This window comes from Nocardia sp. NPDC047654, assembly GCF_043205035.1.
Classification (GTDB): domain Bacteria; phylum Actinomycetota; class Actinomycetes; order Mycobacteriales; family Mycobacteriaceae; genus Nocardia.
Genome location: NZ_JBIDDF010000017.1, coordinates 57,328 through 75,111 on the forward strand (window position 1 = coordinate 57,328; position 17,784 = coordinate 75,111).

22 protein-coding genes and 2 pseudogenes are annotated in these 17,784 nt (G+C 66.3%); 13 read left to right on the forward strand and 11 right to left on the reverse strand.

Annotated elements, in window-relative coordinates; translation table 11 throughout:
- The first annotated feature begins 35 nt into the window (after nt 1-35).
- The 5 genes and pseudogenes from ACGF7Y_RS30510 to ACGF7Y_RS30530 all read left to right on the forward strand — a co-directional run bounded on the left by ACGF7Y_RS30510 (nt 36) and on the right by ACGF7Y_RS30530 (nt 1,936).
- Nucleotides 36-629, forward strand: coding sequence for a TetR/AcrR family transcriptional regulator (locus tag ACGF7Y_RS30510; RefSeq protein ID WP_393239867.1), 594 nt, complete (start codon nt 36-38; stop codon nt 627-629).
- A 161-nt stretch (nt 630-790) separates the two neighbouring features.
- Nucleotides 791-1,043: pseudogene (locus ACGF7Y_RS30515) on the forward strand (IS701 family transposase); the annotation flags it as partial.
- A gap of 118 nt (nt 1,044-1,161) precedes the next feature.
- Nucleotides 1,162-1,389, forward strand: a complete 228-nt coding sequence (locus ACGF7Y_RS30520) for a hypothetical protein (protein WP_393239870.1) — start codon at nt 1,162-1,164, stop codon at nt 1,387-1,389.
- A gap of 32 nt (nt 1,390-1,421) precedes the next feature.
- A complete protein-coding gene (locus ACGF7Y_RS30525; RefSeq protein WP_393239873.1) occupies nt 1,422-1,694 on the forward strand; it encodes a hypothetical protein in 273 nt (90 codons plus the stop codon).
- Between the two features lie 113 nt (nt 1,695-1,807).
- A complete protein-coding gene (locus ACGF7Y_RS30530; RefSeq protein ID WP_393239876.1) occupies nt 1,808-1,936 on the forward strand; it encodes a hypothetical protein in 129 nt (42 codons plus the stop codon).
- 17 nt (nt 1,937-1,953) lie between these two features.
- Here the strand turns inward: ACGF7Y_RS30530 and ACGF7Y_RS30535 are convergent, their stop codons facing one another.
- The 4 genes from ACGF7Y_RS30535 to ACGF7Y_RS30550 form a co-directional block, all read right to left on the reverse strand.
- Nucleotides 1,954-2,199 (reverse strand): hypothetical protein, encoded by a 246-nt coding sequence (locus ACGF7Y_RS30535; protein ID WP_393239879.1) that lies wholly within the window; start codon nt 2,197-2,199, stop codon nt 1,954-1,956.
- Nucleotides 2,196-2,537, reverse strand: coding sequence for a hypothetical protein (locus tag ACGF7Y_RS30540; protein WP_393239882.1), 342 nt, complete (start codon nt 2,535-2,537; stop codon nt 2,196-2,198). Before ACGF7Y_RS30540 ends, ACGF7Y_RS30535 begins: the two co-directional genes overlap by 4 nt.
- A 154-nt stretch (nt 2,538-2,691) precedes the next feature.
- Nucleotides 2,692-3,699 (reverse strand): tyrosine-type recombinase/integrase, encoded by a 1,008-nt coding sequence (locus ACGF7Y_RS30545; RefSeq protein ID WP_393239885.1) that lies wholly within the window; start codon nt 3,697-3,699, stop codon nt 2,692-2,694.
- A gap of 176 nt (nt 3,700-3,875) precedes the next feature.
- A complete protein-coding gene (locus tag ACGF7Y_RS30550; protein WP_393239888.1) occupies nt 3,876-4,508 on the reverse strand; it encodes a TetR family transcriptional regulator in 633 nt (210 codons plus the stop codon).
- Between the two features lie 63 nt (nt 4,509-4,571).
- Here ACGF7Y_RS30550 and ACGF7Y_RS30555 point away from each other — a divergent pair, with 63 nt between their 5' ends.
- Nucleotides 4,572-5,531, forward strand: coding sequence for a TIGR03564 family F420-dependent LLM class oxidoreductase (locus tag ACGF7Y_RS30555; protein ID WP_393239891.1), 960 nt, complete (start codon nt 4,572-4,574; stop codon nt 5,529-5,531).
- Nucleotides 5,532-5,700: 169 nt separating this feature from the next.
- On the opposite strand, the pseudogene ACGF7Y_RS30560 reads toward ACGF7Y_RS30555, so the two are convergent.
- The 4 genes and pseudogenes from ACGF7Y_RS30560 to ACGF7Y_RS30575 all read right to left on the reverse strand — a co-directional run.
- Nucleotides 5,701-6,072: pseudogene (locus tag ACGF7Y_RS30560) on the reverse strand (Tn3 family transposase); the annotation flags it as partial.
- A 302-nt stretch (nt 6,073-6,374) separates the two neighbouring features.
- On the reverse strand, nt 6,375-6,821 hold the full coding sequence (locus ACGF7Y_RS30565; RefSeq protein ID WP_393239894.1) for a hypothetical protein: 447 nt from the start codon (nt 6,819-6,821) through the stop codon (nt 6,375-6,377).
- A gap of 521 nt (nt 6,822-7,342) precedes the next feature.
- Nucleotides 7,343-7,702 (reverse strand): hypothetical protein, encoded by a 360-nt coding sequence (locus ACGF7Y_RS30570; RefSeq protein WP_379042596.1) that lies wholly within the window; start codon nt 7,700-7,702, stop codon nt 7,343-7,345.
- 195 nt (nt 7,703-7,897) lie between these two features.
- On the reverse strand, nt 7,898-8,065 hold the full coding sequence (locus tag ACGF7Y_RS30575; RefSeq protein WP_393239897.1) for a hypothetical protein: 168 nt from the start codon (nt 8,063-8,065) through the stop codon (nt 7,898-7,900).
- 540 nt (nt 8,066-8,605) lie between these two features.
- Here ACGF7Y_RS30575 and ACGF7Y_RS30580 point away from each other — a divergent pair.
- From ACGF7Y_RS30580 to ACGF7Y_RS30595, 4 genes are all read left to right on the forward strand, one after another.
- Nucleotides 8,606-9,079 carry a GbsR/MarR family transcriptional regulator gene (locus ACGF7Y_RS30580; protein ID WP_393239900.1) on the forward strand — a complete coding sequence of 158 codons (474 nt, stop codon included), beginning with the start codon at nt 8,606-8,608 and terminating at the stop codon, nt 9,077-9,079.
- Complete coding sequence (locus ACGF7Y_RS30585) at nt 9,076-10,278, forward strand: FAD-dependent monooxygenase (RefSeq protein WP_393239903.1); 1,203 nt, start codon at nt 9,076-9,078, stop codon at nt 10,276-10,278. Before ACGF7Y_RS30580 ends, ACGF7Y_RS30585 begins: the two co-directional genes overlap by 4 nt.
- Before the next feature lie 117 nt (nt 10,279-10,395).
- Nucleotides 10,396-10,572 carry a hypothetical protein gene (locus ACGF7Y_RS30590; protein ID WP_393239906.1) on the forward strand — a complete coding sequence of 59 codons (177 nt, stop codon included), beginning with the start codon at nt 10,396-10,398 and terminating at the stop codon, nt 10,570-10,572.
- Nucleotides 10,573-11,675: 1,103 nt separating this feature from the next.
- Nucleotides 11,676-11,915 (forward strand): carbohydrate-binding module family 14 protein, encoded by a 240-nt coding sequence (locus ACGF7Y_RS30595; RefSeq protein ID WP_393240039.1) that lies wholly within the window; start codon nt 11,676-11,678, stop codon nt 11,913-11,915.
- Between the two features lie 233 nt (nt 11,916-12,148).
- Here the strand turns inward: ACGF7Y_RS30595 and ACGF7Y_RS30600 are convergent, their stop codons facing one another.
- The 3 genes from ACGF7Y_RS30600 to ACGF7Y_RS30610 all read right to left on the reverse strand — a co-directional run bounded on the left by ACGF7Y_RS30600 (nt 12,149) and on the right by ACGF7Y_RS30610 (nt 15,648).
- Nucleotides 12,149-12,832 (reverse strand): response regulator, encoded by a 684-nt coding sequence (locus tag ACGF7Y_RS30600; protein WP_393240042.1) that lies wholly within the window; start codon nt 12,830-12,832, stop codon nt 12,149-12,151.
- Nucleotides 12,833-12,883: 51 nt separating this feature from the next.
- Complete coding sequence (locus tag ACGF7Y_RS30605) at nt 12,884-15,430, reverse strand: ATP-binding protein (protein ID WP_393239909.1); 2,547 nt, start codon at nt 15,428-15,430, stop codon at nt 12,884-12,886.
- A 92-nt stretch (nt 15,431-15,522) separates the two neighbouring features.
- Complete coding sequence (locus tag ACGF7Y_RS30610; protein WP_267468492.1) at nt 15,523-15,648, reverse strand: hypothetical protein; 126 nt, start codon at nt 15,646-15,648, stop codon at nt 15,523-15,525.
- A gap of 183 nt (nt 15,649-15,831) precedes the next feature.
- On the opposite strand from ACGF7Y_RS30610, the gene ACGF7Y_RS30615 reads away from it, so the two are divergent.
- From ACGF7Y_RS30615 to kdpA, 3 genes are read left to right on the forward strand one after another with little or no spacing between them, the layout of a single operon-like run.
- Nucleotides 15,832-16,029 (forward strand): hypothetical protein, encoded by a 198-nt coding sequence (locus tag ACGF7Y_RS30615; protein WP_393240052.1) that lies wholly within the window; start codon nt 15,832-15,834, stop codon nt 16,027-16,029.
- Nucleotides 16,026-16,112: a K(+)-transporting ATPase subunit F gene (gene kdpF, locus ACGF7Y_RS30620; RefSeq protein ID WP_063709536.1), complete on the forward strand. Its 87-nt coding sequence runs from the start codon at nt 16,026-16,028 to the stop codon at nt 16,110-16,112. The genes ACGF7Y_RS30615 and kdpF overlap by 4 nt, the downstream gene beginning before the upstream one ends.
- Nucleotides 16,113-17,783 (forward strand): potassium-transporting ATPase subunit KdpA, encoded by a 1,671-nt coding sequence (gene kdpA, locus ACGF7Y_RS30625; RefSeq protein WP_393239912.1) that lies wholly within the window; start codon nt 16,113-16,115, stop codon nt 17,781-17,783.
- The last annotated feature ends 1 nt before the right edge of the window (nt 17,784 follow it).

A 17,784-nucleotide genomic window follows, 5' to 3' on the forward strand; every position in this document is an offset into this window, starting at 1 on the left:
TGACCATATCGTATTCAAAAGGATAGACTACTGCCATGGCAGAGTCGATGGGTGCGCGCGGGCCAGGACGACCACGTAGCGAGCGATCACGCAGAGCGGTACTCACCGCAGCGCGGGAACTGCTGACCGACCGCGGGCTGCCCGCGCTGAGCATGGACCACATCGCCGCGCGAGCCGGCGTCAGCAAGAACACCATCTACCGGTGGTGGCCAACCAAAGCGGCGGTGTTGATGGACGCCTTCACCGACGCCTTTGCTGACCGCGTGACGGCCCCCGACGATGGCGATGCCCTGACCCGGCTACGGATCCAGGTCCGGCGCGTGGCGCAGTTGATGAACACACCCGAGGCCCGTCGCCCATTCATAGCCCTGGTCGCAGCCGCCCAGCACGACCCCGAACTTGCCGCCGCACTACGCGAACGGTTCATCGACAGCCGACGCGCCGACGTGAGCCGGCTCATCGCCGCCGGGATCACCGACGGCCAACTCCGGGCCGACCTCGACACCGACGTCGTCATCGACCTGATCTATGGGGCGCTCTACTACCGGCTCCTCGTCAGCGGCGCGCAGATCGACCCGGCGTACGCCGACCGGCTCGTCCAGGCGCTGGCTCCCGTCCTGCGAACCTGAACAGCCAGCCGGCTGGTGGGGTTCTTTCCCCGACCAGCGGATTCGGAAACTCATTCCCCCTTTCTCTCGCATCCTGGCGGGGCCCCCTAATACTGCAACGGCACTCGGTTCGGGTTGTGTGCCTGCTTGGTTGTGATGTTGTTGCAGCGGAGTCTGATTCGATGTACGCGAGATCGGTGGCCGGTTCACGCGGTCGGAGCCGCGGGGCCGGGCGCGGAGTCTGTGACCGGGCTGATGGCGGGTCCGGAGCGGAAGAACGGGTGGACGCCGGCCGAGTGGGCGGGTGAGGTGAGTCCGGACGGGATGCAGCGATTGTTGCGGTGGGCGGACTGGGACATCGACGGAGTGCGCGACGACGTGCGCTCGTATGTGGCCGAGCGGCTCGGTGAGAAGGATGTGGTGCTGATCGCTGATGCCATCCGGACAATCGGGACGTCCTGGAACGTTGGGCTCGCGGCGACGAGGGCGAAAGTATGAGACGGAAGCGAACCCGGCCGCACGCGCCGAGCACGAGGCAGCGCTGATCCGCGGAGTGAAATCGGAAGGCGCGAACGCGGGCGCCGCGATCCGGGTGGCTGGAGCCTTGGGCGGAAACCTCTTCGAGCTCGGTAACGACCGCACCGTGACGCCGAAATCCCGGAAGATGAACTTGCCCCACGGGCTGGTGTACGTCGACTATCCCACCATCAAGGAGATGGCGATGGCGGTGGACTGGGCACAGGGCGGCTTCCTAGCGGTCCTGGAGGCCCACCCGGGGTAATCAGGCTGCCGCTCGCGGACTGGGCTGCGGCCGTGGGAGCCGTCGACGCGCTCACCGGCGAACCAGCACAGGCTGTTCCAGATGAGGTGCGCTCGCTGTTCGATCGGCTCGTGCAGTACGGCAACAACGGCTACGGCGACCGGCGGGGAAACTACTTCGTCCGGGAACTGGTCCCCGAGATCGCGGCAGACATCCGCGCGACCGGCTACACCAACGATTTCATCGCCAGCTACCTGCTCGCCTACGGGCTGACCGAGGACAACGAGAAAAGTCTGCGCAAGGTGATCGGCTTGGTCACATCCTGATCGCCGCCGGAGTCGCCGGTGGGCTGGTCACGCCGCCGATTTAAGAGCACCGGTTGTGGAAGCGGATGCACGAGTGCGGCCGACGATCTCGGTCGTCAGCTCGGATGCCGGGCTTGTCCGTCGAGGACCGTGACGTTCGCCAGGACGGCTGTATGCAGGCGGGTGTTCTCGGTGGCGAGTTCGTGGATGAGCTGGGCATAGACGACAAGTTGCTGTTCGAGTTGGGCTTTGTCGGTGCGTAGTTGCTCGTTGCGGGCGGTCAGGTCGACGACGCGGGCTTGAGATGCTGATAGGCGGCAGGCACTCCGTTGGCCTGGGTTCGCTTGGACTGGAACTCCTCCCGTAGGTCGGTGTGCTTGTGGGTCAGCACCCAACGTTTGACTCCGGCTTCGGCGGCCAGTTGCAGTACGGTCAACGCGCCGGTGGAGTTCGTGGGCGCACCGGACAGCAGCCGTTCCATAGCCGCGCGGATCGCGGCGCGCTCCTCGTCGTCGGTCATGGTCACCTGGTGCTCCGATGCTCGGCGATGATCTTCTCGATCCGGGTCAGCTCCCGCTGCTCCCGCATGGACCGGATCGGCGGCGCGAGCGGGTCGGCCACGGCGAGACGCAGTTGGTCGGCCTGCTGGGCAAGTTCGGCGATGTCACGGTCAGTGCGTGCGATGTTGGCGCATGTGGGACGACAATTGGTGATGTCGGGGGTGCGGCAGGTGCCCTGGTCATCGCCGACGAGCCGACAGGCAGCTCGCGCGGGGTCCAGGACACAGGTCATGGCGTTGCCTTCGTAGATCTGAAGATCGGGGTTAGCCAGCAGTGCTGCCGCGTCGCGGGATTGGCGTAGCACTCGCCCGGCGAAGCGGGTCGCCGATTCGACACGTTGGCGGTAGGCCTCGGCGGCGGGGCCGGAGACGTGCTCGCCGTCGCGCAGACGTTGGTGGGCGTCACCGGGGTCGCCGTAGTATCGGCCGAATTTCGGGCGGATATGGCGTCGCCGCTGGTCAGTGGGTGCGGGAAGTGCCGGGGCCGATGAGGCTGGTCAGTTCGCGCATCGCCTGCGGAGATGGTTTGAAGTAGCGGCGCAGGTTCTCGGCTTTGCGGTGGCGCGATTTGGCCATTAGTTCGAGCAGGCTTGCGCCGGATTCGCCGAGGTGTGTCAGGCCGGAGTGTCGGAGTTCGTGCAGGTCCCAGCCGGTGCCGGGCCCGTCGGTGGCGGTGGCGGCGTCGAGTAGGTCGCGGGCCTGGTCGTAGGACAGCCGCGCGAGTCCGGTGTCGGGGCAGAGGTCGCGGTCGGCGAGGTATTTGCCGGGCCGGGGGCGGCGGTGGGTCACGAATACCGGCCCGTGGGTGCGGTCGCGGATCAATCTCGGAAGTAGCCGGGCGGTGCCGGCGTCCCAGTACACGGTTTCCAGGACGTGTTCGTGGTGGGTGGCGCCGCGGCGGCGGGTGCGGGGTTTGGCGCCCTTGGATTTCACCCGGGCGCACCGGCCCGCCAGGTCGAGGTCCTCGATGTTGAGCTGGAGCAGTTCCTCTGCGCGAGCGCAGGTTTCGTACAGCATCCGCCACAGCGTCTTCTCCCGCAGATGGACCTCGCGGCGGGAAGTGAGCCGGTCGATCGAGGTCCGCGAGCGCACCGGTGTCTCGGAGTCCGGCGGGGTCGATCGCGCGGCCGACGCCGGGACTGCCGGGGTGTTCCAGCCTTGCTCGTGACACCAGGCAAGCCATTTCGCGACCGCGGCGCGTCGCGCGTTCCAGGTATTGACCGCCGCTTGGCCCCATAGAGTTTCGAGGGCTGCGCCGATCTCGTGGTCGGAGACCGAGTCCAGGGCCCGACTGGGGCCGGGTAGTCCGTCGGGACAGTGGCCGTCGAGCTGGTCGACGGTCTTGACGACCGCGATGCCGTAGGCACGGCGGGTGTTGCCGGGCCCGATGGTGTCCAGGAACGCCTCGGCCGACGAGCGCAGGGTGCGCGCCGGTGGGGTGCGCAGGCGGGTCACGCTCGCGGCCATCGGTACCCACCTTTCCGGCTTGTCCCGGATAACAGGGCCGGGTCGCGTTGTACTGCGGCAGGATCGCCGCAGGGCAGATCTGACGATACCCCGGATAACAGGCCGTTATCCGGGGTAGGTTCGCATCCGCCGAGTAGTGCTATCAGTCGCGCGGTTGCGGCGTAGGCAGAGCTGTGTCAAGCAACTGGGAACCAATCACCGATGCCCCCCTCCAGGAGGTCGAAGGCGCGTTCTGCCTCGGCGACTGCCACCGGATGCCGCTGGGCTGCGCTCTGGCCGTTGACCAGTGCGTGCCAGTTGGCCTCACTGAGGTTGCGTTGTACCGCGATGATCGCGCTGGCCGCGAGCCGCGCGTCCAGTTCCTTTGCTGGCCCGAGTGTCTGGGCGAGTGCAACCTCTCCAGTGGTGAGGAAGTGGGCAAGGCGAGCGGTCAACGCTGGGGTATTCAGTACCAATCGATAGCAGGCCAGCACCTCGGGCACGTCGCACAGGCCGGTGCTGGGTTCGTGATTGTCCAGGCCGGCGCGGAAGGCGGCTCGCAGAGCAGCCAGGGGTGCCTGCCCGTGTGCCCGGTTTCGTACCGCGCGGGCAGCCTCATCGACGTGGTCGGCGAACCGGTGTACGACGAGGTCCTCCTTGGAGGGGAAGTATTTGAACAGTGTGCGCTTGGACACCTCCGCGGCGGCCGCGATGTCCACAACCGACACCGCGTCGAACCCCTCAGCGAGGAACAGTCGGAGGGCGGCGTCGGAGATAGCTGCGTGAGTGTGCTGTCTCTTGCGCTCGCGCAGGCCCGGTTCGGGGGTCATGTCAGATAGTCTAGCCAAAATATAAACCGAGTATATAAGTAAACTTGGTGTACTTTTGTTGGTATGCGAATCGGCGTTGCCCTGCCAACGGACTACTACAACCAGCTCACCCCGGGTGTGAATCCCGTCGACTACCTGCTCGACCAGGCCCGCAAACTGGCCGGGCTCGGCGTGCCCGCGGTCTGGCTGACCCAGCGGTTCGACTACGACGCACTGGCGGTTGCCGCGCTGATCGGGCGCGAGTTGCCGGACATCACGGTCGGGACGGCGGTCGTCCCGATCCACCCACGCCACCCCAACGCACTGGCCATGCAGGCGCAAACAGCGCAGGCGGCCAGCAACGGCCGCTTCGAACTCGGCCTCGGCTTGTCGCTGCCGGACATCGCCGCCGGCTACGGCAACACCCACCCACGCATCCGCTACCTCCGCGAATACCTCACCGCCCTACGCGATCTGCTCCACACAGGCGCAGTCGACCACACCGGCGAGACGCTGGTGGCCAAATCACCGACACGCAGCATGATGCCGACGGTCCACTCACCGGTGCCTGTGCTGCTGGCCACTTCGGGCCCGCTGACCCTGCAGGTCGCAGCCGAACTTGCCGACGGTGCCCTCCCGCTGCTCACCGGTCCCAACACCCTGGCCGACTTCACGATCCCCACACTTGCTCGACACGCCGCGTCAGCCGCTCGGCCGACGCCCCGCGTGATCGGCATGGTGGGCGGCGTAGTCACCGCTGACGTCGCCGCCGCACGCGATCGCGCGGCGCAGCAGATGGACAGATACGGCCAGATGCCGACCTACCGTGCGTTGCTGGACCGTGAGAAGGTCTCCGATCCAGTGGAATTGGCCGTCATCGGCGACGAGCAGACCATGGTCGACGCGGTAGCTCGTTACGCCCAGGCCGGCGCCGACGAGCTGATCTTCGCGCTGACCGCAATGGGGTCGACGCGCGACGAGGAGCGAACCTGGGCGTTACTCGGCGAATTGAGCAGAACCCAGCCGCGCCTGAAGGCGAGCTGACCCGGACCAGCCGGCTGGCGTTGTCGATACTCGACACCCGTGACGGCAATGCCCATGAACCCTGTGCCCGACTGTGGAGGTTGTGGCGAGTACCCGCAGCATCCTCTTCCAACTCGAAGCCTCGGCCGTCATCGGCTGTTGCAGGAGCAGGTAACTGGACGTGGCGTGATCAGAACAGGGTGTCGCGTACACGTAGCGGCCGGTATCCGGTCGGGCCGAGTGCGGCGAGTTCGGCATCGATGTCGACCTCGATGGCGCCGAAGAAGTTGATGTTCTCGCTGTGAGCCGGGCTGATATGTGCCAGCACATCATCATCGATCCGGCGCCCGGCCCGGCGCATCTGCTCGACCGCGAGCCCGTAATACTCGGTGGTCCAAGCGATCACGGCGTTGGTGGCCAGAGTCAGGCACCACAGTTGCTCGGTCTGGTCCTCGAGCTGCCGGACGCGGATCACACCCTCGTGCGCGTAGAGCAGGTCCCGCCGCAGAGCGTGGAGGGATTCGCCCTTGTTGAGCTGGCGGGAAATCTTGCGGCGGTAGTCTCGATAGTTGAGGTTTTTCTGGTCTCTGATAACGCATGTCGTCGAGCAACTGCTGGCCAGCCCGGAGCCGCTCGGCGATCGAATCGCTCGTTGCGCCGACCCGCAAACCGGCCACTCGTGCTCCAAGACCCGCGCCGGTCGTCGTCGACGCACTCGGCATCCACTACTCCACCGCTCACCGGCACGTCGCCCAGGCCGGAGGTACCCGGGAATCACTACGCCCTCGGCGACCACGACCGGTGACGACCACGCTCATGGCCGAAGACTGACTACTCGAATAGGGGTCGCTGTCAGTCGCCTGATCAGCTGCCTCGAAGGAGCTCGATGTAGCAGATCTTCCACGTGTTGTCTTCTTTGGCGTAGCTGTACTTGCTGACGGTCGTTGATCTCGTCCGATCGCTCTTGTATTCGCCGGTCACGGTGACCTCCGCGGTAGCGTTGTTGCCGTCGACCGTGATCTTGTTGACCGACCAATCGATGATCCGACCGCCTCCGAGGCCCGGTGCTGCATGCGCCTCGGATGACATGAAGAAGTCGTGCAGCTCTCCGCAGCTAACTCGTTTGCCGGTATCGACGTCGAATTTCTCACCCGCGACGAGAAGACTGTGCGTGACCGATCTGATGGCATCGGTCGGATTATCGGAGCGGCTCGAACCTCCGCAACCAGCGATTCCAACGGCCAACCCGGCAACGAGTAGTACTGCCGCACAGAGGCTGACGAGAGGGTGCTGCTGTCTTCGGATGTTCATACCTGGTCGCCTTCACACGTTCTGTTGACCGAACGGCAGATAGCATGCATGTCCGTGGCCCTGCTCGTGACAGAAGTACGCCTATCGGTGGTGACACGCAGGGCAGTGGATCAGAACGGCGCGTCGCTGACGTAGGAGTGGGTTCGGTTAAGTCGCACCGCGAATGCTGCACCGACAATCAGGACAGTTGAATACACGGGGCATGCCAGTCTCCCCTTCGGGCCTGCGCTGCCAAGCCCGGCCAAGCTGGACGATGTCGTGGGCAGCCTGGTCGGATGCGTGGTGATCGCCAATCGGCGATCAGAGGCGACCTCAGGTCGCCAACCTGCAAACCACAACCGCGCCGTACTCGGCCCCATGAATCTCGACACCCGCTGGGCCCGGCCAGGATGACCGATGGGGGCCTGGGTTGGTCGCGAATCGCCGCGTGGTGGAGGGTTCGGGATTTTCCCTGCACGCAATTCCAGCTACGGCTGTAGCCCTAGGTGTGTGAGGGCGGTTCGCGGCTACCGTATGGACGGTCAGAATCGAGTGAAGCCGGTGAGCGCTCGCCGTACCGTCACCTCGCCGACGGGTCCAGCACGCAGCCCGTCGAGCACCTCGTCGGACATCTCGCCGTAGGTCTCGAACGACTGAATGCTGCAGTGCTCCATCACCTCCCGGATGTAGGGGTCGGACAACTTCCAGTGTGCGAGCACTGCCTCCGAGTCGCGATAGAGCTGGAAACTGTGTGCGAGCCCGCGGTCCTCGTCGAGAAAGACCTGCACCATCAGTTGCGGGCCATGCTCTTCGACGAACGCTACCGCCCGCTGTACGGCCTCCTCGAACTGTTCGAGATGACCGTCGGTTATCCGCATGGTGTTGTGGAACAGAATGGTCATTCCTCAATAATTGAACCTCGATCATGGTTGAGGTCAAGTCGAACCTGCTCGACGTCTCATCTCATACAGCTGCCGATGACCTCCCCTCGGCTCGTGGCCTGCCCCAGCAGGCGATCGTGGATGCGACGCCAACAGCTAGTTGAGGGAAGCAGCGAATTGAGCGAACCGGCCACTGTTCATAAATTGATGGTGGATTCAACTGGCCAATGCGACACCGGGTGGATTGCTGTCTGGTTGTGAGAGTAGCTGCTTGAGTGCTTCGGCAGGGCTGCGCCAGCCGAGACGTTTGCGGGGCCGGTTGCCGAGTTCGGCGGCGACGAATTGGAGGTAGTCGGGGTGGTAGCCGGACGGGTCGGCGGACACCGACGCCGCGTGGATCGTCTACCTCGAACAGGACAAGGGCAACAAGCCCAAGACCGTCCATGCGGTGGGAATGCGCGCCGGGCGCGGACGGGCTGGACAACGGCTACGAGCGCTTCGTGCACCAGGTCTGCACGCGACCAGGCGAGGTACACGATTCGCTAGTCTGGAATACCTACATCCGACCGCTCGTGGATCCGTTCGTGGAGACCACAACGACTTCCGGTACTGCGACGAGCTGCGTCGGTTCGTCTTCCGGCGGTTCGATGACCGGATCCTGAGTGGCTTGCCGGTTCGGGGTCTCCGTAGTTGATAGCGGCGGTGCGGCGGCACTTCTCCAGAGGGAGACTGGTTACAAGCCCCGCGACCAGTCGGCCCTGGGTCATCACGCATCAGCCACCATCCGAGCAGCGGGACGCCGACGTGCCGAGCGGCACCGAGACGATCGGCTCCCGCGTGAGCTCCACAACCTGACGGATTCGACTGATCTCAAATTGTCTAGTAGTTTCAGTATTATCTGAAACTACTAGAAGGATGGACGAGATGAGTAGGTCGGATTCCGACCGTGAGCGAGTGCTGGAGTGGGTCGAGCAGGTGGCGATGTTCTGCACCACGGAGTACGGGGTGCCGCCGATCGCGGGTCGAATCCTGGGATGGTTGCTGATCTGCGATCCGGCGGAGCAGTCGGCCGAACAGATCGCGGTGGCGGTCGGCGCGAGCCGGGCGTCGCTCGCGACCAATATGCGGGTGCTGACCGACGCCGGTTTCGTGCGGCGACGCACGAAACCTGGCGAGCGTACCCACTACTACCGGATGGACGACGACGCCTGGGAAACGGTCGTCCGGCGCCGTGTAGCGAGCCTGGCCGCATTCCGCGACGTCGCCGCCGCCGGAATGGAATTGGCGGGGACCGATACGGCGCGTGTTCGGCGACTGCGGACCGCGCACGAGGTCTACGACTGGATGACCAAGCGTCTCACCGAGGAACCCCTTCCCTTCCGAAAGGACGACAAGTGACAACCTCATCGACGCGCGGCGAGCGGACGGCGATCGTGGCCGGTGGCGGCATCGGCGGACTTGCCGCCGCAATCGGGCTGCGGCGGGCCGGATGGTCGGTCACTGTGCTGGAACGCCGCCCCGATCTTGGCGAGATCGGGGCCGGCTGGTCGTTCGCACTCAATGCCGTACGCGCGGCGGACGCACTGGGTGTCGGCGACGACTTGCGCGCGGTGTCGGTCCCGACGCAGGCCGGGGCGACATTGCGCACCCCCGACGGCCGCTATCTCATGCGATTCCGCCCGGATCTCGACATGGCACTGCTGGCGAACCATCGTTCCGATCTGCACCGCACACTGCTTGCGCACGTGCCTGCCGAATGCGTGCGCGCCGCAGCCGAAGTCACCGGTATCGAGCAATATGAGGGCGGGGCCGTGGTCGCCTACCGCACACCGGATGGTCCAGAGCAACTCACCGCTGAGGTGGTCGTCGGAGCTGACGGGATTCACAGCGCGGTACGCCGATCGGTCTTCCCGGATGCTTCGGGGCCGGTTTTCCAACGTATTCTGTGCTGGCGCGGCGTCTCCGCATCGGGTTCGGTGTGGCCCGTCGAGGGATTCCAGACCTGGGGCCGTGGTGCGCGGTTCGGCGCCCACCCGTTGCCCGGACAGCGCGTGTTCTGGTTCCTCACCGTCCGCCAGGATCAGCCCGGCGCCCGATACGACGACGATCCGGCCGAGATCCGCCACCGGATCGGCGATTGGCACGACCCGATAACCGCCCTGGTGGATGCGACACCTCCCGAATCGATACTGCGGCACGATATTTTCGACCTCGATCCACTGGACACCTACACCGACAATCGAGTGGTGCTGCTCGGTGATGCCGCTCATGCCATGACGCCGTTCCTGGCCCAGGGTGCCTGCCAAGCATTCGAAGACGCGACGGTGCTCACCGCGCAACTCTCGGGCGATACCGACATCCCCACAGCCCTGGCGCAGTACAACCGACTCCGCCGACCGCGCAGCCAACGGGTACAACGCCTGGCCCGCCGAGACCCGAAGATCAGCCTGTCCACCAACCCACTCGCATACGGGGTCATGACCCGGCTCACACAGATGGCCGGCGGCGCCGTCGCTGCCCGCAAATCCGCGCGCCTGTGGGACTGGACCCCACCCGCCCTGGACCAACACCACGCCAATCCAGTCGAGGGTGAATGACGGGACTTACGAACAGATCATGTTCGGTAGCGGCGAGGTGCGATGCGCCGCCGACGTCTAGCTGCCGCACGGCAGCCGCGACCCGGGCCCGCTTCCGGCGATAGTCATGGACACGGCGTGCACATGGTCAAGGAGGCCCTGCGGCCGCATGCGGACTACCTGGTTCGCGCCGGATACGCTGTGCTGGCAATCGATTACCGCAGCATCGGGTCCAGCGCAGGCGTCCCCCGCGGGCAGGTCTTTGCCGACCGCTACGTCGAGGACTTCCGCAACGGAGCCTCCTACCTGGAATAATGCGAGGACATCGACCCCCAGCGATCGGAGTGTGGGGCCACTGTCTCGGGGCGACAGTCGCCGTCCAGTCGCGGCTATCGACCGCAGAATCGGATGCGTCGCCTGCCAGAACCGCAGCATGTCCAACGGCTGGCGAGCCATGGAAAAGGGCCACGGCCGCGCCGGTGTACAGACGCTGCTCGACACGATCGACCGAGACCAGCAGCAGAGATTCACCACCGGCGCCGGACTGCGCATCCCACTGCTCAGCACCTGCGACCCCGCATCGTCGACTACCTCGCCTTGGCCGAAAAGAGGCATTCCCCACCTTCGACGAGGTAGAGGCAGAGTCCCTCGCCGATATCCTGACCAAACCACCGCCCGCTACTCCGGCCACAACGACCACAAAGCCAGCGAATCAGCTGACCAGGTCATCGCAGGCAGACCGCCCAGAGTACGCGCCAACATGCTCAGTATCGCCGCCTGAACGGCGGCAACCCGACCTGCCCGGCGCAACAGCGGATTTCTCAGATGCTGCGAGCGCGAGATAGATTCGATCGTCAACTGTTTGAGCGATCGGATGGTAGGCGCGAATACCCCTGAACGAGCCCCGAACCGCCGCAGACCGGTGCGGGGCTCATTCGGATTCGATAGGCCTGCCGACACCGTCGTGGTGCCATCGACCCTCGCGCCAGCGCGGCCGACCGCCCCGCCGAAGTCGCGCTTCCTGTCCAACTGCTGAGCAAGACGCGCGTGGCCCAGTTCGTTGTGATGCGGTGCGCGACGACTGGTTCGGACTGGCGCCAATCCTTGTGCATCACGTCGCCGCGATCACTCGCGGTGATGAGTGCGACTGGAATCGCAAACATCGCTTTAGCAAGAGCAGGGTACCGGTAGTAGGCGCCAGTTGTGGCGGAGTTGTTGGTCGTCAACGTTTCTCATTGTGGAGTGGCGAGTGGTTCGGCGATGCGTGCCGGGGTTGTGACGAGTGCAGCGCGTTCACCCGTGCGCCCTCCCGGCCCATGCCATGATGCGAGAAGCCCAACGCTCACCCGAAGGAGACAACAGTGCGACTCACCCGCCTATTGGCTTTGCCCGCCGTCGCGCTGCTCGGTTGCTGCGTCATGCTCGCCGGCTCGTCCTCCGCCCTCGCTGAGGGTCCCGGACTCGACGTCGCGGCCTTCGACTGTCCGCAGCCTGACGGACTCTTCCCTTACCCCGGGGATGTGACGAAGTACGTTCAGTGCTCGAACAATGTCCCGACCGTTTACAGGTGTCCGGACGGACTGAATTGGAACCGGACTGGCCAGTACTGCGACTGGCCGGCCAGCGCGGGCGCGGTGGCTGAAGTCCGGCAGCGGTAAGAGCGACGGAAAGAACAGCTCAGGATGTGGAGTGGCCCAGGCCAGGGTTCGGGTGTATGTCCGCAGCTGGCGGCGAGCGGCGGCGTGACCGGATTCCGTCGCGGCCAGTGGCGCTTGTGTTACTTCGGCGGACAAGATCTCTGGTCGGCAGTTCGAGCAGCGGCGAGTTCTCGTCGCGTTCTCGAGCTGCGCTCGCAGTACTTGCGAAGCGTGGCCAGCGTCTATGGCCGGGATTACTCCTGGAATCGGTAGCCCATCCCCGCCTCGGTGAGCAGATGCTTGGGATGTGACGGATCGTCCTCCAGTTTGCGGCGCAATTGCGCCAGATAGACCCGCAGGTAATGGGTTTCGGTGGCGTAGGAGGGGCCCCATACTTCGCGCAGCAGCTCTCGCCGCCCGACCAGTTTGCCGCGGTTGCGGACCAGCATTTCGAGCATGCCCCACTCGGTGGGGGTGAGGTGCACGGTCTCGCCGCGCTTGGTGACCTTTTTGGCGGCCAGGTCGACGGTGAACGATTCGGTGGTCACCACGGGTGCGGAGGCGTCGGGGTCGGTAGTGCCGCGGCGTACCGCAGCGCGTAGCCGGGCCAGCAGTTCGTCCATGCCGAAGGGTTTGGTGACGTAGTCGTCGGCGCCCGCGTCCAGCGCTTCGACCTTGTCGGCGGAATCGGTCCGGGCCGACAGCACGATCACCGGAGCCGAGGTCCAGCCGCGCAATCCGGCGAGCACCTCGATGCCGTCCATGTCGGGCAGGCCGAGGTCGAGGATCACGACGTCGGGGTGCCGGTCGGCGGCCGCGCGCAGGCCCGCGCCGCCGGTCGTGGCGGTGATCACCTCGTAGCCGCGGACCGACAGATTGATCCGCAACGCGCGCACGATCTGCGGTTCGTCGTCGATGACGAGCACCTTCGTCGCCACCGCCTCGGGCGTCTTCGCCACCGCCGCCTCCTGTGTCGTCACGTGGACACCTCACTCACCCGCGCGCGTCGTCTCGGGCGCGACGGCGCTGCCCGTGCCGTCCGCGTCCGGCGGCTCGCCGCCGGGCAGGTCGACCAGCATGGTCAATCCTCCGCCGGGGGTCGGCTCGGCGTGCACGGCGCCGCCCATGGCGTCGACGAACCCGCGCACCACCGACAGGCCCAGGCCGACGCCGGTGGTGTTGTCCCGGTCGCCGAGGCGCTGGAAGGGCTCGAACAGCTGCTCCTCGGTGCCGTGCGGTACGCCGGGCCCGGTGTCGACGACGGCGATCGAGACCCGGTCGCCGGTGCGTTCGGCCGTGACCCGGACCGTGCCCGCGCGTGGCGCGTGCCGCAGCGCGTTGTCGATCAGGTTGGCCAGTACGCGTTCCAGCAGGCCGCTATCGGCGAGCACCGAGACGTCGCCGACCTCGATGCGGACCCGGTCCATCGCGGCGCGGCGCAGTCCGCGCGCGCCCATCCCGACGCTCACCAGCGCGCGATGCACTGCCTCGTCCAGGTAGACCCGCCGCAGCCGCGGGGTGACCACGCCGACCGCGAGCCGGGAGGAGTCGAGCAGGTTGCCGACCAGCGCGGTGAGCTGATCTACCGATTCCTCGATTGTCTCCAGCAGTTCGGTGGTGTCCTGCGGGGAGAACTCGATGTCGTCGCTGCGCAGGCTGGAAACCGCCGCTTTGGCTCCGGCCAGCGGTGTGCGCAGGTCGTGGCTGACCGCCGACAGCAGCGCCCGTCGCAGACGGTCGGCTTCCAGCAGGGCTGCGGCGGCGCCGGCCTCCTCGGCCAGGCGCGTCTGTCGCACCAGGGCGACTGCCTGGTTGGTCACTGCGTTGAGCACCGGACGGTCGGCCGCCGCGAGCGGACGGCCGGCCAGCAGCAGCCAGTGACCGGCATCTGCCGCCTCGACCACGGTGTCGGCGTCCGGCAGCCGCCGTGGCGGGTCGATTCCCACCTCTGCGAGTACCTGGTCACCGGCTACCAGGGCGACCGCGCGCTGCGCGAAGACCTCCCTGATCTGTTCGAGCAGCCGGGGGAGATCCGCGCCGTGCAGAATCGCGCCGGAGAACATGGTCAGCAGCTCGGCTTGCCGGGACGCTTTGCGCGCCTGGCCGGTTCGCTTCGCGGCCAGATCGACCAGCGCCGCTACCGCGACGGCGACGATGAGCAGCACCACCACGGTGATGAAGCTGTTCGGCTCGGCGATGGTCAAGCTGTAGCGCGGCGGCGCGAAGAACCAGTTCAACAACAGGCCCGACAGCAGCGCCGAGAACGACGCGGGCACCACGCCGCCGAGCAGCGCCACCGCGACCACGCCGACCACGAACACGGCGCTGATCCCGCCCAGATCCAGCACGTCATCGAGGTAAGCGGCGCTGATAGTGCAGACCAGCGCCGGTACGAGAACGGCGGCGAGCCACGCGGCCACGGGTCGGCGCGGACGCAGAGCCGCGTACCGGAACCCGCGGTGGACCTGCTCGTGCGTCACCATGTGCACGTCGATCTTGCCGGAGCGCTGCACCACTGTGGAGCCGATGCCCTCGTCGAACATCCTCGCCCAACGCGAGCGACGCGATGTGCCGAGTACCAGCTGGGTGGCGTTCGCCTCGCGGGCGAACTCGAGCAGGGCGGTGGGGACGTCCTCGCCGGTGACGGTGTGCAGCGAGGCGTCCAGGCTGGCCGCCAGCTCACGCAGCCGCGCCATACGCTCGGTGGAGATCCCGGCAAGGCCGTCGCCGCGCACCACGTGCACCACCACGAGGTCGGCGCTGGATTTGGTGGCGATCCGGCTGGCTCGGCGCACGATGGTCTCCGATTCCGGGCCGCCGGTCACCGCCACGACGACGCGTTCGCGTGCCTCCCACAGCTCGGTGATCTGATGGTCGGCCCGGTACTTGGCCAGCGCGGCGTCGACCTGGTCGGCCAGCCACAGCAGCGCCAATTCGCGCAGGGCGGTGAGGTTTCCCGCCCGGAAGTAGTTGCGCAGCGCGGCGTCGATCCGCACGGCGGCATATACGTTGCCGTGGGACAGTCTGCGCCGCAGCGCTTCCGGCGTGATATCGACCAGCTCCACCTGATCGGCTTCGCGCACCACTGCGTCGGGCACCGTCTCGCGCTGCTGGATGCCGGTGATCTGCTCTACGACATCGTTGAGGCTCTCCAGATGCTGCACGTTGACCGTGGAGATCACGTCGATGCCCGCCTCGAGCAGGTCCGTCACGTCCTGCCAGCGCTTCTCGTGCTTGCTCCCCGGCGCGTTGGTGTGCGCCAGCTCGTCGACGAGCACCACCGCTGGAGCGCGCCGCAGCACCGCCTCGACGTCGAGTTCCGGGAAGGTGCTGCCGCGATACTCGATCAGTTTCGGTGGAATGCGCTCGATGCCGTCGAGCAATTGCGCGGTCTTCTTCCTGCCATGGGTTTCGACCACCGCCGCGACCACGTCGCGGCCCCGCTCCAGCCGCCGGTGCGCCTCGCCGAGCATGGCGTAGGTCTTGCCGACTCCAGGAGCGGCGCCGAGGTAGATCCGCAGCTGACCGCGTTTCACGTGTCCATCATCGCGCGCCGCGCGTCCTCGGCCGTACCGCCCTCGGTCGTTCCGGCGCGCTGTGCCGGGTTCCGGACCGCGCCCCTCGCACGTCACCGCCGCGCATGGTTCGCCTCGATCACCACGGCCTGGCGGGCGCGGGCCTGCTCGCGGGCGCCGAGCGCGCGGATGATCAGCGCGCAGCAGACGAACAAGACGACTACGGCTACTGCCGACATGACGATCCTCTCTTCCCGCCCGGCGGGTGATGCACCGGCCGCCCCGGCGTTCCCGGCCTGGCCGGCTCTCCACTTCTACCTTCGTCGCACCCGCGGACCTCGATTTTTACGGTGTGTTGACGGTTCACCCGAATACCTTGACGCGTTACTTGCGGACCTTGCCGGGGTGTCAACGAACCGCAAATGCCGTGGATCGGGGCGTCAAGAAGTCGTCAGGAAGCGACCGGAAAGGCCGGATGGGCGCTTCACTCGCTCTGTCGCGCCGAAGCATGGCGCGCGGATGGAGGTTGTCGAGCTATGTCGGTCGTGGTGTTCACCGCGCTCACCGTGGCGGCGTTCGCGCTGCTCGGGCTGGTCCAGCGCGGGGTGGAGAAGTTGTGACCGCGAATCTGATCGGTTTGGTTCTGGCCGTCGGCGTGGCCGTCTACCTGATCGCGGCGCTGCTGTTCCCCGAGAGGTTCTGAGTGAGCACGACAACCGCCGGGGTCGCTTTCGTGGTGGCCTTGATCCTGGCGCTCGCGCTGGTGCACGTGCCGCTGGGGGATTACATGTACCGGGTGTACGAGGGACGTCGGCATTCTCGTGTCGAACGCCTCGTCTACCGCGCGATCGGCGCGCAACCCGACGTCGAGCAGCCGTGGCCGGTGTACGCACGCAGTGTGCTGGCCTTCTCGGCGGTCGGCATTCTCTTCCTGTTCTTCTTCCAACTCTTGCAAGACAGATTGCCGCTGCACCTGAACGATCCGGGCACCGAGATGACGCCCGCGCTGGCCTGGAACACCGCGGTCAGTTTCGTGACCAACACGAACTGGCAGAACTACTCCGGTGAGTCCACACAGGGGCACCTGGTGCAGATGGCCGGTCTGGCGGTGCAGAACTTCGTCTCGGCGGCCGTGGGCATGGCGGTGGCGGTGGCGCTGGTGCGCGGGTTCGCCCGCAGGCACACCGGCGACCTCGGCAACTTCTGGGTGGACCTGGTGCGCGGCACGCTGCGCATCCTGTTGCCGATCGCGTTCGTGTTCGCGCTGGTGCTGGTGGCGGGCGGTGTGATTCAGAACTTCCAGCTGCACGATCAGGTGGCGCAGACCCTGAACGGCACCCAGCAGACGATCACCGGCGGCCCGGTCGCCAGCCAAGAGGTGATCAAGGAACTCGGCACCAACGGCGGTGGCTTTTACAACGCCAACTCCGCGCACCCATTCGAGAATCCGAACGCGTGGACCAATTGGGTGGAGATCTTCCTGCTGTTGGTGATCAGTTTCTCGCTGCCCCGCACCTTCGGCCGGATGGTGGGCAGCCGCAAGCAGGGCTATGCGATCGTCGCGGTGATGGCGACGATCGCACTGATCAGCGTCACGCTGACCAACCTGTTCCAGCTGCAGCACCACGGCACCGTGCCGACCGCGATAGGCGCCTCGATGGAAGGAGTGGAACAGCGCTTCGGTGTCTCGAATTCGGCCACTTTCGCCGCCTCGACCACACTGACCTCCACCGGCGCGGTCGATTCGTTCCACGACTCCTACACCAGCCTCGGCGGCCTGATGACGATGTTCGACATGCAGCTGGGTGAGGTCGCGCCGGGCGGCACCGGGTCGGGTCTGTACGGCATGCTGATCCTTGCGGTGATCACGGTATTCGTCGCGGGCCTCATGGTCGGGCGCACACCGGAGTATTTGGGCAAGAAGATCACGCCGCGTGAGATCAAGCTCGCCGCGTCGTACTTCCTGATCAGCCCGCTGATCGTACTGATGGGCACGGCCGTGGCCATGGCGCTGCCCGGCCAGCGCGCGAGCATGCTGAACTCCGGGCCGCACGGTCTGGCGGAGGTGCTGTACGCCTTCACCTCGGCGGCCAACAACAACGGCTCGGCGTTCGCGGGCCTGACCGGCAACACCGAGTGGTACAACACCGCGCTGGGTCTGGCGATGCTTTTCGGCCGTTTCCTGCCGATCATCTTCGTGCTCGCCCTGGCCGGTTCGCTGGCGCGGCAAGGCGCCACGCCCGAGTCGATCGGCACGCTGCCGACGCACCGGCCGCAGTTCGTCGGCATGGTCGTCGGCGTGACGGTGATCCTGGTCGCGCTCACCTTCCTGCCCGCGCTCGCGCTCGGGCCGCTCGCCGAAGGAATCCACTGAC